12 protein-coding genes and 1 tRNA gene are annotated in these 13,232 nt (G+C 67.5%); 7 read left to right on the top strand and 6 right to left on the bottom strand.

Going from position 1 to position 13,232, the window contains the following annotated elements; genetic code table 11:
- Positions 1 to 131: 131 nt before the first annotated feature.
- Both RRU_RS01555 and RRU_RS01550 read right to left on the bottom strand, forming a co-directional pair.
- Positions 132 to 207 (bottom strand) — tRNA-Ala (locus RRU_RS01555).
- A gap of 224 nt (positions 208 to 431) precedes the next feature.
- On the bottom strand, positions 432 to 761 hold the full coding sequence (locus tag RRU_RS01550; protein ID WP_011388049.1) for a TIGR02300 family protein: 330 nt from the start codon (positions 759 to 761) through the stop codon (positions 432 to 434).
- Between the two features lie 298 nt (positions 762 to 1,059).
- Between RRU_RS01550 and aroA the strand changes: the two genes are divergently transcribed.
- The 5 genes from aroA (at position 1,060) to RRU_RS01525 (ending at position 6,220) form a co-directional block, all read left to right on the top strand.
- Positions 1,060 to 2,415, top strand: a complete 1,356-nt coding sequence (gene aroA, locus RRU_RS01545) for a 3-phosphoshikimate 1-carboxyvinyltransferase (protein ID WP_011388048.1) — start codon at positions 1,060 to 1,062, stop codon at positions 2,413 to 2,415.
- Positions 2,416 to 2,497: 82 nt separating this feature from the next.
- Entirely contained in the window at positions 2,498 to 3,139 is a 642-nt protein-coding gene (cmk, locus tag RRU_RS01540; RefSeq protein WP_011388047.1) for a (d)CMP kinase, read from the top strand.
- A 128-nt stretch (positions 3,140 to 3,267) separates the two neighbouring features.
- The gene (gene rpsA, locus RRU_RS01535) at positions 3,268 to 5,235 is read left to right on the top strand and encodes a 30S ribosomal protein S1 (RefSeq protein ID WP_313387853.1); all 1,968 of its coding nucleotides are present in this window, start codon (positions 3,268 to 3,270) and stop codon (positions 5,233 to 5,235) included.
- A 201-nt stretch (positions 5,236 to 5,436) separates the two neighbouring features.
- Positions 5,437 to 5,739, top strand: a complete 303-nt coding sequence (gene ihfB / locus RRU_RS01530; RefSeq protein ID WP_011388045.1) for an integration host factor subunit beta — start codon at positions 5,437 to 5,439, stop codon at positions 5,737 to 5,739.
- Positions 5,740 to 5,884: 145 nt separating this feature from the next.
- Positions 5,885 to 6,220, top strand: a complete 336-nt coding sequence (locus tag RRU_RS01525) for a lipopolysaccharide assembly protein LapA domain-containing protein (RefSeq protein WP_011388044.1) — start codon at positions 5,885 to 5,887, stop codon at positions 6,218 to 6,220.
- Between the two features lie 118 nt (positions 6,221 to 6,338).
- Here RRU_RS01525 and RRU_RS01520 read toward each other — a convergent pair whose 3' ends face one another.
- Positions 6,339 to 7,223: an AEC family transporter gene (locus tag RRU_RS01520; protein WP_011388043.1), complete on the bottom strand. Its 885-nt coding sequence runs from the start codon at positions 7,221 to 7,223 to the stop codon at positions 6,339 to 6,341.
- A 249-nt stretch (positions 7,224 to 7,472) separates the two neighbouring features.
- Here RRU_RS01520 and nudC point away from each other — a divergent pair, with 249 nt between their 5' ends.
- Positions 7,473 to 8,621: an NAD(+) diphosphatase gene (nudC, locus tag RRU_RS01515; protein WP_011388042.1), complete on the top strand. Its 1,149-nt coding sequence runs from the start codon at positions 7,473 to 7,475 to the stop codon at positions 8,619 to 8,621.
- Between the two features lie 169 nt (positions 8,622 to 8,790).
- The gene (locus RRU_RS01510; RefSeq protein WP_011388041.1) at positions 8,791 to 9,615 is read left to right on the top strand and encodes an aldo/keto reductase; all 825 of its coding nucleotides are present in this window, start codon (positions 8,791 to 8,793) and stop codon (positions 9,613 to 9,615) included.
- Positions 9,616 to 9,637: 22 nt separating this feature from the next.
- Here the strand turns inward: RRU_RS01510 and RRU_RS01505 are convergent, their stop codons facing one another.
- The 3 genes from RRU_RS01505 to RRU_RS01495 form a co-directional block, all read right to left on the bottom strand.
- Positions 9,638 to 10,714 carry a hypothetical protein gene (locus RRU_RS01505; protein WP_014625909.1) on the bottom strand — a complete coding sequence of 359 codons (1,077 nt, stop codon included), beginning with the start codon at positions 10,712 to 10,714 and terminating at the stop codon, positions 9,638 to 9,640.
- A 132-nt stretch (positions 10,715 to 10,846) separates the two neighbouring features.
- Complete coding sequence (locus RRU_RS01500) at positions 10,847 to 11,647, bottom strand: BPL-N domain-containing protein (RefSeq protein ID WP_011388039.1); 801 nt, start codon at positions 11,645 to 11,647, stop codon at positions 10,847 to 10,849.
- A 9-nt stretch (positions 11,648 to 11,656) separates the two neighbouring features.
- Complete coding sequence (locus RRU_RS01495) at positions 11,657 to 13,177, bottom strand: L-piperidine-6-carboxylate dehydrogenase (RefSeq protein ID WP_011388038.1); 1,521 nt, start codon at positions 13,175 to 13,177, stop codon at positions 11,657 to 11,659.
- Positions 13,178 to 13,232: the final 55 nt, after the last annotated feature.

The raw sequence follows: 13,232 nt of genomic DNA, 5'->3' as shown, positions 1-13,232 counted from the left end.
TCCGCCGAGGCCCGGGGTTGTAGCGTTGTGCGCGCCTCCGGGCAAGAGAAAATCGGCGGTTTTTTCTTTTTTATCGGGCGCTTGGTAAAGAAAAAACCCGCCGCGGGATCCCGCGACGGGTTTTTAAGAACTGGTGGAGCAGAGGGGAATCGAACCCCTGACCTCTTGAATGCCATTCAAGCGCTCTCCCAACTGAGCTACAGCCCCATCTGGGTCGCCCCCGGTTCTTATCGGGGACTTTGGGATATCGAAGGAAGGTTGCGGAGCGTGCCGGTTCTTTCCGTCGAGGCCCGGGGTTTTAGCGTTGTCCGCGCCGCCGGGCAAGAGAAAAATCACCGTATCTTCTTCTTTTTTTCCCGGGGGCGGCGCCCCGGTTGGCCAGCGGCCCGCCGGCCGTTCCTTCGCCAGGAAACGGCCGGCGGGCCAGACGCTTACTCGTCCTCGTCGAGATCGAGATGCTCCTTGACCTCTTCGAGGTCGTCGTCGTCCTCGCCAAGATCGGAGGGATCTTCGATCAGATCGGTATCTTCCTCTTCGTCTTCGACCTCCAGATCGGCATCGACCTCGTCGTCTTCGACAACCGCCACCGGCGCGACCTTCACCGCCTCTTTCTTGCGCTCGGTGCGGCGCGGTTTGACCGGCGCGTCGAGTTCAAGAACGGTTTCGCACTTGGGGCAGAGGATCGGCGTCTGCTGCAAGTCGTAGAAGCGGGCACCGCAATTCGTGCAGGTGCGCTTCGTCCCCCATTCCGGCTTGGCCACGGTTGGTAACTCCCTTCGAAATAACGCAAGAGGGCCAGACCGCCCGAAAGCGGCGGGCCGGCGGGGCGCCAGGGCGCCGACACGGGAAAAGCGCTATTGCCATTTTCCCACCGGTTTTGTCAAAACCTAAAGAGCCTCATTTCACTAAGGGGGCGAATCGACCGACCGCCAGCGGGCTACCCCCCCGCCAAACGGTGTGTTAAACAGCCTTTCCCTCCCTCGCCGGTCCGCGCCTTCGCGGGCGGTTGGCGGGCGGGATTCATCCCTTTTCCGATCCATTTCGCCCAGGCAGGATGCAATGGTCCCACCAATTCCCCCGCGTCCCCTTCGCGCCCATCGCTCGACCCCGCTTTCGGGCCGGATCCGGGTGCCCGGCGATAAGTCGATTTCCCATCGCGCCCTCATGCTGGGCGGTCTGGCCGTCGGCCGCACCGAGATCCGCGGCCTGCTTGAAGGCGAAGACGTCATCGCCACCGCCCATGCCATGGAGGCGATGGGCGCCCGTATCGACCGTCAGGAAACCGCTGACGGCGCCGGGGTGTGGACGGTCGATGGCGTCGGCGTCGGCGGCCTTGCCGAACCGGCCGATGTTTTGGACATGGGGAACGCCGGAACCGGCGCCCGGTTGCTGATGGGATTGCTCGCCACCCATGATCTCACCGCCATCCTGACCGGCGACGCCAGTTTGCGTGGCCGGCCGATGAAGCGGGTCACCGATCCGCTGGCCCTGTTTGGCGCCAGCTTCGTTGGCCGCAGCGGCGGACGGCTGCCGATGGCGGTGCGCGGCACGGCGACGCCGCTGCCCGTCAGCTACCGGGTTCCCGTCCCCAGCGCCCAGGTCAAATCGGCGGTGTTGCTGGCCGGCTTGAACACCCCGGGCGAGACCACGGTGATCGAACCGGTGGCGACGCGCGATCATACCGAACGCATGCTCGGCCATTTCGGCGCCGCCCTGCGCCTGGGCCGCGATGACCAGGGCGCCACCACCATCACCCTGACCGGCCAGCCCGAATTGCGCGCCGCCCCGGTCGAGGTGCCCGCCGATCCGTCCTCGGCCGCCTTCCCGCTGGTCGCCGCCGTCCTCGTTCCCGAAAGCCATGTCACCCTGGCCGGCGTCGGCATGAACCCCCAGCGCATCGGCCTGATCGACACCCTGCGCGAGATGGGCGCCGACATCCTGATCCGCGATCCGCGCATCGAGGCCGGCGAACCGGTCGCCGATCTCGAGGTTCGCGCCTCGGCCCTGACCGGCATCGAGGTTCCCGCCGCCCGGGCGCCGTCGATGATCGACGAATATCCCATCCTCGCCGTCGCCGCCGCCTGCGCCCGGGGCACCACCCGCATGCATGGCCTGGGCGAACTGCGGGTCAAGGAAAGCGACCGCCTGAGCGCCGTCGCCACCGGCCTTGCCGCCTGCGGCGTCGATGTCACGGTCGATGGCGATACCCTGATCGTTCACGGCAAGGGTACGGTGCCCAAGGGCGGGGCGACGGTGGCGGTCAATCTCGATCACCGCATCGGCATGGCCTTCCTGGTTCTCGGGCTGGTCAGCGCCGAGGCCGTCACCATCGACGACGGCCGGGCCATCGACACCAGTTTCCCCGGCTTCGTCACCCTGATGACCGGCCTGGGCGCCCCGATCAGCCTGATTTGACCTGAAGCCCGGGCCCCAGGCGGGACCGGGCGCCCCCCTTGGCCTCCAAGGGGGGATTTCGACGCTTTCAAGGAACCATGCCATGATTATCGCCATCGACGGCCCCGCCGCCTCGGGCAAGGGAACGTTGGCGCGCCGGCTCGCCACGCAGTTGCGCTTCGCCTATCTCGACACCGGTAAACTCTACCGCGCCGTCGGCATGGCGGTGATCAAGGGCGGGGCCGATCCCCACGATGCAAAAGCCGCCCTTGCCGCCGCCCGGGCGCTTGATCCCGCCACCCTTGGCGACCGGCTGCTGTCGACCGACACGGCGGGCAAGGCCGCTTCGGTGGTTGGCGCCATTCCCGAGGTCCGCGCCGCCCTGCTTGATCTGCAGCGCGATTTCGCCACCCACCCGCCGCAGGGCGCGCCGGGCGCCGTGCTTGATGGCCGTGACATCGGCACCGTCGTCTGCCCCGAGGCCGAGGTGAAGATCTTCGTGACCGCCAGCGTCGAGGTTCGGGCGCACCGACGGCTTCAGGAGTTGCGAAGCGGCGGACACGATGTTAAGGAAGACGACGTATTGCGCGACATGCGGGAGCGCGATGCCCGTGACAGCGGGCGGGCGGTGGCGCCTATGGCGATTGCCGCCGATGCCGTTGTTCTCGACACCTCCCGTATGACGGCCGAGCAGGCTTTGACCGCCGCGCTCGACATCCTGGCCCACAAGTCCCAAAAGACCTGAACGGCGCCTTTGGCGCTGGCGCGGGTTGACCGGGCGGCGCGGGCCACTTACGAGTCCGCCCACACCCGACTCGTCCTCGGAACCCGGTTCGCGGCGTCTGCCCTTTTGGGAAAGACTGGCGGATCGTCTTGGCGTTCCGGTGTCCGCTCATCCGCCCCGGCGGAGGGAGCGAACGCCCGAGCGCTTGTTTGCGTAACGACTCCGGCCGCTCCCGCCGTTTATCGAAAGGGGCGGACGACAGACCACAAAGCCATGGCCGTGACCATGGCGACTCGACCCGGCCCCGGTGGGGTACGGATTTTTTCGTTTTCAAGACCGCCGGAACCAACCGGCAGGCCGGAAAACACGACGCCTACGAAAGGATAAATCAACACATGGCTGATTCAGCCCAGGATCTGGCCTTCACGGCCGAGAATTTCGAGTCGTTGCTGAACGAGCAGCTCGGTGAATCGGGCGGCCTCGAGGGTTCGGTGCTCACCGGCACCGTCATTGGTGTTTCGGGCGATTTCGCCGTGGTCGACGTCGGGCTCAAGTCCGAAGGCCGCGTGCCGCTCAAGGAATTCTCCCGTGGTGGCGACGACGCCGAGATCAAGATCGGCGATACCGTCGACGTGTTCGTCGAGCGCTACGAGGACAAGGACGGCCTGATCGTCCTGTCGCGCGACAAGGCGCGGCGCGAAGAGGCTTGGAACGAGCTCGAGAAGGCCTTCAACGACAACCAGCGGGTTCGCGGCCTGATCCACAGCCGGGTCAAGGGCGGCTTCACCGTCGATTTGTCGGGTGCCATCGCCTTCCTGCCGGGCAGCCAGGTTGATATCCGCCCCGTCCGCGACATCGGCCCGCTTCTCGGCCAGCCCCAGGTCTTCCAGATCCTCAAGATGGACCGGGCCCGTGGCAACATCGTCGTGTCGCGCCGCGCCGTTCTCGAAGAGACCCGCGCCGAGGAACGCTCCAAGCTCATGGAGACCCTGCGCGAGGGCGAGATCCTCGAAGGCGTCGTCAAGAACATCACCGATTACGGCGCGTTCGTCGATCTGGGCGGTGTGGACGGCCTGCTGCACGTCACCGACATCTCCTGGAAGCGTATCAACCACCCGACGGAAGCCCTGTCGATCGGCCAGACCGTCAAGGTCCAGGTCATCCGCTTCAACGCCGAAACCCAGCGCATCAGCCTGGGCATGAAGCAGCTTGAAGCCGATCCGTGGGAAGGCGTCGCCGCCAAGTACCCCGTCGGCACCAAGTTCGTTGGCCGCGTGACCAACATCACCGATTACGGCGCGTTCGTCGAACTCGAGCCCGGCGTCGAAGGCCTGGTTCACGTTTCCGAAATGTCCTGGACCAAGAAGAACGTCCACCCGGGCAAGATCGTCTCCACCAGCCAGGAAGTCGAGGTGATGATCCTCGACGTCGATCCCGACAAGCGTCGGATCAGCCTGGGCCTGAAGCAGACGATGGCCAACCCGTGGTCCGAGTTCCTCGAAGGCCACCCGATCGGCACCGAAGTCGAAGGCGAGATCAAGAACATCACCGAATTCGGTCTGTTCATCGGTCTGACTGGCGACATCGACGGCATGATCCACCTGTCCGACCTGGACTGGAACCGCAGCGGCGACGAGGCGGTGAAGGACTACAAGAAGGGCGACGTGGTGCAGGCCAAGGTTCTCGACGTCGACGTCGAGAAGGAGCGCATCAGCCTGGGCGTCAAGCAGCTGGGCGAGGATCCCTACCGGGAGGCCACCGCCGACCTGCGCAAGAACCAGATCGTCACCTGCGTCATCACCATGGTGCAGGAGAACGGCATCGAGGTTGACGTCAACGGCGCCATCGGCTTCATCCGCAAGTCCGATCTGGCCCGCGAGCGCGCCGATCAGCGGCCCGAGCGTTTCGCCGTCGGCGAAAAGGTCGATGCCAAGGTCATCAACATGGACAAGTCCAACCGTCGCATGACCCTGTCGATCAAGGCCCGCGAGATGGACGAGGAAAAGCAGGCGATGGCCGAATACGGCTCCGCCGACTCGGGCGCCTCGCTCGGCGATATCCTTGGCGCCGCCCTCAAGCAGGCCCAGGAAAAGGCCCGCACCGGCGACGACGAGTAAGTCTTCCTCTTTCCCGCAAGGGACGCGAGGGGCGCCGCCGGATCTCCGGCGGCGCCTTTTTTGTGCGCCGCGACACCAGTTGTCGAATATTTCGATGAAAATCCTGTCATATGAGCAGCTTGCTTGACGGCGGGCCCGGCCTCTGGCAGGCTTTGTCCCACCCTTTTTAAGGGGTTTGCGGGCGGAAGGGCTGCCACCACGATGACCAAGTCGGAATTGATCGCACGCATTGCCGAGCGAAACCCCCATCTTTATCAAAGGGATGTGGAACGGATCGTTTCGACCATCTTCGACGAGATCGCCGACGCCCTGGCGCGCGGCGACAGGGTCGAATTGCGCGGCTTTGGCGCTTTTTCCGTGAAACGACGCGACGCCCGCATGGGCCGCAATCCACGCACTGGCGAAACCGTGGATGTTGACGCGAAGGTCGCCCCCTATTTCAAGACCGGGAAGCAGTTGCGCGAACTGCTCAACGGCGGCGAGTCCGAGTCCGACGACGACTGACCCGTTCCGGGGCGCCGCGCGGGAATGGGGAACGGCTTCCGCGCCTTTGTCCCGGTATTGCGATCCATGAATGTCCGTCCGGTCCCGCGCGGCCGACGGATCGCTCGCCCAAGAGGGGACCGAGCCCAGGCCGGAGGTGTGAGCTTTGAGGAAGATCGTGTTCTGGCTGATTGGCGTGCCGTTGGCGATTATCGCCGCGGTCTTCGCCGTCAACAACCGGGGAACGGCGGGGGTCAGTCTGTGGCCGACGCCATTCACCGTCGACTTGCCGCTCTATCTGCTGGGCTTGGGCGGACTCGCCATCGGTCTGGTGGTGGGCGCCCTGTTCACCTGGATCGGCGCGGCCAAATATCGGGTCCGCCTGCGCGACCGCGAATTGGAAGTGCGCGACCTGAAGCGTGATCTCGAACACAAGACCCTGGAATATCAGGTTCTGGTCGAGCAGGTCGAGCAGCGCAAGGCCCTGCCCCCCGCCGCCTGATCGGCGGTTGGAAAGAGGTCTGGATCAACCATCCCACCGCCTCGGCGGTCAGGGCCGGGGGGCGCTTTCGAGCGGCCCCCGGCTTTTTCATGCCCGCGCTCCCCTTGTCCGCGCGCCATCACATATCGGCCATCGCCCCCCACAACAGCAACGGCATGGTCAGAACGCTCAAGCCGGTCGAAACGATCACCAGCCCGGCCACCTCTTCGGGGCGCTGGTTGTAGCGGGCGGCGAACAGATAGTTGAAGACGGCCGGCGGCATCGCCGATTGGATCAGCACCACGCCCCGCGCCGCGCCGTGCAGATCAAGGGCCAGCACCGTGGCATAGCCCAAGGCCACCCCCAGGGCGATCTTCACCGCGCCCAGCAGCAAGGCGACGCCTAGGCCGGCGACCTTCAGCCGGGCCAGCGACACCCCCAGGGCCAGCAGCATCACCGGAATGCACATGCCCCCGACCATATGGGCGGTATCGGCCAGCCAGCCGGGCAAGGCGATGCCACCGGCCTTGAGGGTGCCGACGACCAGCAGGGTCCAGATCACCGGATTGCGCAAGATCACCGGAACCGGCCGCTCGCCCGACGAAATCAGCGCCGTCGCCGAGAACTGGATGACGATGACCACGGTGAAATAGCCGATCGACAGCGCCAGCCCCTCGTCGCCAAAGGCGAAAAGACACAGCGGCAGGGCGATATTGCCCGTATTTCCAAAGATCATGCTGGGCAGGAACACCGCCTGGGGAAGCTTGAGCAGCCGCAGGGTCAGGGCGCCGCCCACCGCCATGCCGGCCAGGGTCAGCAAGGCGGCCAACCCCATCGCCGCCAGGGCGTCGGCGGCGATATTGGCGCTCATCAGCACATCGGTCAGCAGGAAGGGCGTTCCCAGGCCCAGACCAAGGGCGGAAACCGTCGCCGTATCGAAAGGCCGGCCGGCCCGCGCCCAGCCGAAGCCCACCGCGACCACGATCAAAACCGGGGCGATGACGGGAAAGACGATAGAAAACATGGGGGAGGCTCTCGGAGGAGGGGGAAGGATCGGCCACCATAGGCCCATCCCATCCCGGCGTCTTGCGCCTTGCACAACGGCGGGCTTGGGCTTATCTGGGGAGCGACAGCTTGCGCCATCGCCCGCGGCCCTTGGCGGTCCGCTCCCGCGCCAAGCCTGGTCCTTTGAGCTTTTTTCGCGCGAGACCGATCCCCGTCGTCCTTGCCCCTGCGGCGCGCGCCCCTTTTTCTCTGGTGCGGTGGAACACCCATGGCCCAAACGGGCATTTCCGACATCGTCTATACCGGGGCCCGCCACGATCGGGTCTCCACCGGCACCCTTGATGACAAGGCCCTGGAGGCGCTTGGCTGGCGGCCCGAGGCGCGCTGGCTGGTGTTCTGGCGCGGCCGCATCGCCTTTCCCGCCACCGGCCCAACCCCCGATCCCACCCGCGAGCCGGAACCGCTGTCGCCGCTTCTGCTCGACGGGCCGACGGTCCGGGGGCTGATCGCCGGGCGGACGACGATCCCGCCGACGCCGGCCGACACCCCGCCCGCCCTTGCGGAACTGGTCGCGGCCGGGGGCGACGGCTTGGCCGATCTGACCCTGGCGCCCCCCGCCCCGCCGCCGGTAACCGGCCCGTCCCACCCCACGCTTCACCTCGGCCTGCTTGACGGCGCCGCCCTCCAGGTGATCGATCTTTCGGCCTTGCCCGAACGGCCGCCCACCGACGCTGGCGAGGCCGGCGAAAGCGATCTGGCCCCCGATCTGCGTCTCGCCGATGGCAGCGCCCCGGTTTTTCGCGAGTTGCGCGGCGTGGCGCTCGCTGTCGAGGACGCCATGGCCGGGGCGATGGCCCATGCCCAGGCTTTGCTCAATTGGCACGCCAGCCACCCGCTCTGCCCACGCTGCGGCGCCGTCACCCGCATCGCCGCCGGTGGCCGTCATCGCCATTGCGCCAATCCCGCCTGTGGCGCCGACCATTTCCCGCGCACCGACCCGGTGGTCATCATGCTGGTCGAGGACCCGGAGGGGGAGCGCTGCCTGCTCGCCCGCCAAAGCCGCTTCCCCGCCGGAATGTATTCGGCCCTGGCTGGCTTCGTCGAACCGGGGGAAACCCTGGAGGCCGCCGTCGCCCGCGAGGTCCGCGAGGAAGCCGGCCTGGATGTCGGCGATATCCGCTATGTCGCCAGCCAACCCTGGCCCTGGCCCTCGAATCTGATGATCGGCTTCATCGCCCGGGCCAGGGCGACGGCGCTCAGCCTGGATGACAACGAACTTGAAGACGCCCGCTGGTTCACCCGCGCCGAGGTCGCCGCCATGGGCGAGGTTGGCGACGAGGGCGAGGGCTTCCGGATCCCACGGCGCGACGCCATCGCCCGCCATCTGGTCGAAGGCTGGCGCGACCGCCGGTTTTAGGAGTCTGAAAGCGCAGCAAAGCGTCGTCGCCCCCTGAAACAGGGCGCTCGGGATTTGCTCAAGGGTCTTGATAACGAAGCAAATCGTCGTCGCGCCCTGAAACAGGGCGCTCGGGATTTGCTCAAGGGTCAGGGTTATCGTCTTTTTCTTTTTCCGTTCGGAGGGTCCCATGCACCGTGTTTCCGCAAACGGCATTGCCATTCCCGCCCTGGGCTTTGGCACCTGGCAGATCGAGGGCGATGACGCCCGCGTCGCGGTGGCCGAGGCCCTGGCGCTGGGCTATCGTCATATCGACACCGCCCGCGCCTATGGGAACGAAGCCCAGGTCGGCGCCGGCATCGCCCAATCCGGGGTGCCACGCGGCGATATTTTCCTGACCACCAAAATCTGGACCAGCGAGTTCAAACCCGAGGCGCTGACCGCCGCCCTGGCCGATTCGCTCGCCAAGCTGGGCACCGATTACGTCGATCTGACCTTGCTGCACTGGCCCAATCCCGAGGTTCCCTTGGCCGACAGCCTGGGCGCCCTGGCCGCCTTGCAGCAAGAAGGACTGACGCTGGCCATCGGCGTGTCGAATTTCCCCGTCGCCCTGGTCGAAGAGGCGGTGGCGGTGTGCGGCCGGCCCCTGGCGGTCAATCAGGTCGAATACCATCCCTTCCTTGACCAGAGCAAAGTCATCGAGGCCTGCCGCCGCCACGGCATGGCGGTCGAGGCCTATAGTCCGCTGGCCCGCGGCAAGGTCATGGAAGACGCCACCCTGCGCCGCATCGCCGAGATTTACGGCCGCACGCCCGGTCAGGTGGCGCTGCGCTGGCTCATCCAGCAAGACGGCGTGATCGCCCTGCCCAAAGCCGTGCGCCCCGAGCACGCCAAAGCCAATCTCGGGGCGCTGGATTTCGCCTTGAGCCAAAGCGAAATGGCCGAGATCAGCGCCCTCGCCCGTCCCGATGGCCGGCTGATCAACCCGTCCTGGGCCCCGGCCTGGGACGACTGAGGGCACCGCGAACCGCGGCCGCCTACCTTTTCTTGGGCGGCACGGCGGGCAATAGGCGCAGCACGGCCTCGGCGCAGGTTCGCGCCAATTCCCCCTCGCTCTCGCCGGCCTCGATCAACAGCGAGGTCGCCCGCCGCCAATGGGCGAGCGCCTCGTTGGGGCGCTCGCGCCCCTCTTCCAGCCGGCCGAGATCGGCGCTGATCGCCCCGGCCGCGCCAAGATTGCCCAAGCTTTCCTCCAGGGCCAGGGCCTCGCCCAGCACATCTTCGGCGCCCTGCCAGTCTTCCCGGTACAAGGCCACCGCCCCCAGCCGCCCGAGCAGGCGGGCCTCCTCGACCCGGTTTCCCATTTCCGTCACCAGGGTCAGGCCGTAACGCCAATAGGCCTCGGCACCCTCGGGGTCATCGGCCCGGGCATGGATCATCGCCAGAAGATCGCAGGTCGCCACCACGCCGTCGTGGTCGTCCATCCCCTCGTAAAGATCAAGGGCGGCCAGATAGGCGCCATGGGCGGCTTCGGGATCGCCCTGGATTTCGCGCAAGCGCCCGCCAAGCGCTTGGCTGCGCGCCAGCCCCGGGCGATCGGCCAGGGTCGCCGCCAGGGTCGCCGCCCGGGCCAGCGCCGCGTCGATGGCCGGATCATCCCCGCCGCCATCAAGCAGCGCGTCAAGGCCATCCAGGGCGCGGGCCAGGGCGGCGATGGCCGCCGGGTGGTGGGCCTCGGCCGCCAGACCATCGGCGTGATCGAGCCACAAACCGGGCGCGGCGCCCTCGCCTTCCGCCGGACCCCGCGCCAGGGCCTCGGCGACCCCGGGGGCCGGCTCGGCACGCTTGGGAGCGGCAGGGGCCGGGGGAGCGGCGGGAGCCGGGGGAGCCGGTTCGATCGGCTCGACCACGGGGGGGGCCGCTTCGACCGGTTCCGCCGCCGGGGGGGGAACGGCCGGGGCAAGGGGCCCCCCGTCCGCCACCGCCACCGCCTCGGCGGGGTGGCGTCCCCGCCACAACCGGGCGATCCCATAGCCGAAAAGCCCGCCCAGCACGGCACCGACAGGGATGATCCAGGGACCAAGAAAAACGCTGATATCAAGGGTTTCAAGCACGGCGGACCTTCGGGGGGCACAGCGGAGGCGCCAGGGGAGCCCGACCGCCGGGGAACGCCGACAGGGGCGCAGGGAGGGCATCATAGGGGGCCCTTACGCCTTTCGTCCATGCCCGATCAAGCCGATCCGGGCTTAAGCGGCCGCCCGATCACCCGCCCAGGGCTTGAGCGGCACCCGGCAAAGCGCCAGGATCTGGCGAAAGGCTCGGCGACGCGGGGTTTCATCGGAGCTCAGCGCCCGGGCCAACCCCCGATGGGCCTCGCCATCGCCGAGGCTGGGCAAGCGCGCCTCCAGGCTCGCCCCGCATTGTTCAAGGTGGACGCCGCAAGCGACCACCACGCCCTGGCCAAGGCTGGCCTGGACGACGGCGGGGGGGCATCCCGGAACATCGCCAAAGCGCGCCAGCACCGTGATCGCCGCCCCCGGATCGATCTCGAAGCGCGGACCGCCGTGGTAATGGCCGCGAAAGACGCCCAGCCCCGGCCAATCCAGGCGAACCGCCGCCGCGCTGGCCAGCGTCCGGTCATAGGGCGGAGCCAGAGCGCTCAGCGAGCCAATGGCGCGCGCGGCGAGCAAGGACAAATCGCGCCGGCCGACCACGGCGTCGGCGCGCCCGGCGTGAAAGGCGATCTCGCGGCAGGCGTAATAGGCGCCGGCGCAGATCCCCAGATAGCCACCACCCCCGGCGACGAAGGCGCGGATGCGGTCATTGCCCTCGCCGTTCAGGGCGGCGCAATAGGGGCTGTCGGCGCCGCCCGGGACGATCAGACTGAGCGTGCGTTCCCAAGGGTTGCCGGCGGCCAGGATATCCTCGGCCAGGATCGGGCGCAGGCGGGCCCGGTCATGGTCCATCTCGCGGGCGATCTCGCGCAGCAGATCCTCAAAGACGGCGCCCTCGTCGATATACACCGCGACCTGATCGCGCTCCATCATTCCCGCCTCCTATAGCTCGAAGCTCACCCCCTGGGCCAAAGGCAGGGCGCCGGAATAGTTCACCGTATTGGTGGCGCGGCGCATATAGCCCTTCCAGGCATCCGAGCCCGATTCACGACCGCCGCCGGTATCCTTCTCGCCACCGAAGGCGCCGCCGATCTCGGCGCCGCTCGGGCCGATATTGACATTGGCGATGCCGCAATCGCTGCCCGCCGCCGACAAGAAGGTCTCGGCCTCGCGCAGATCATTGGTGAAGATCGACGACGACAATCCTTGGGGCACGGCGTTCTGCAGGGCGATCGCCTCCTCCAGGCTGCGATAGGTCACGGCATAGAGGATGGGGGCGAAGGTCTCCTCGGCGACCACGGCGGTTTGGGCGGGCATTTCGACCAGGGCGGGGCGGACATAGCAGCCGCCCTCGCTTCCCGGAAGCATCACCCGCTCGCCGCCATGAACGATCCCGCCATCGGCTTTCGCCCGCGCCAAAGCCGTTTCCATGGCCTCCTGGGCGGCGCCATGGATCAGCGGCCCGACCAGGGTGCCGGCCTCCAGGGGATTGCCCACCCGGATGCTGGCATAGGCCGCCGCCAGCCGGCCGATCAGATCGGCGGCGATGCTTTCGTGGACGATCACCCGGCGCAAGGTGGTGCAGCGCTGGCCGGCGGTGCCGATGGCGGCGAAGGCGATGGCGCGAACGGCAAGATCGAGATCGGCGCTCGGGCAGACGATGCCGGCGTTATTGCCGCCCAGTTCAAGGATGGTCCGCCCCAGACGGGCCGCCACCTTGGGGGCGACCAGCCGGCCCATGCGGGTCGACCCGGTGGCGCTGATCAAAGGCACCTGGGGATGGTCGACCAACGCCTCGCCCAAAGCGCTGGCGCCGATCAGCAGGACGCTGAGATCGGTCGGGTAATCGTCGCCGAAGCGCTGGGCGGCCTTGGCCAGCAGGGCGCCGCAGGCCAGGGCGGTCAGGGGGGTGATCTCGGAGGGCTTCCACACCACCGCATCGCCGCAGACCAGGGCGAGGGCGGAATTCCACGCCCAGACGGCGACCGGGAAGTTGAAGGCGCTGATGACGCCGACGACGCCGAGCGGATGCCACGTCTCGCGCATGGCATGGCCGGGACGCTCGCTGGCGATGGTCAGGCCGTGAAGCTGGCGCGACAGGCCCACGGCGAAATCGCAGATATCGATCATCTCCTGAACCTCGCCCAGACCCTCCGATAGGATCTTGCCGTTCTCCAGGGTGACCAACCGGCCGAGGTCGGCTTTATGGGCGCGCAGTTCCTCGCCAAACAGCCGCACCAACTCGCCCCGTCGCGGCCCGGGGATCTGACGCCAGGCCAGATGGGCCCGATGGGCGCGCTCGATCAGCGGCGCCACCTCGGCAAGCGGCGTGGCGTGAACGGCGCCGATCGTCCCGCCATCGATCGGCGAATGAACCGTGATGTCGCCCCCGGTGAAAGCGCTCTCGGGCACGCCCAAATGGACCAGCAGATCGTGAACGGCGACGGCATAGGCGGAAGCCATGGGCAAAGTCTCCGGGTCGAGCCCCGACGCGGGCCGGGGGCGGATGGGGAGGAAC

Origin of the sequence: Rhodospirillum rubrum ATCC 11170, assembly GCF_000013085.1 — a bacterium.
GTDB classification, from domain to species: Bacteria; Pseudomonadota; Alphaproteobacteria; order Rhodospirillales; family Rhodospirillaceae; genus Rhodospirillum; species Rhodospirillum rubrum.
This window is presented reverse-complemented; position numbering and strand designations above follow the sequence as displayed.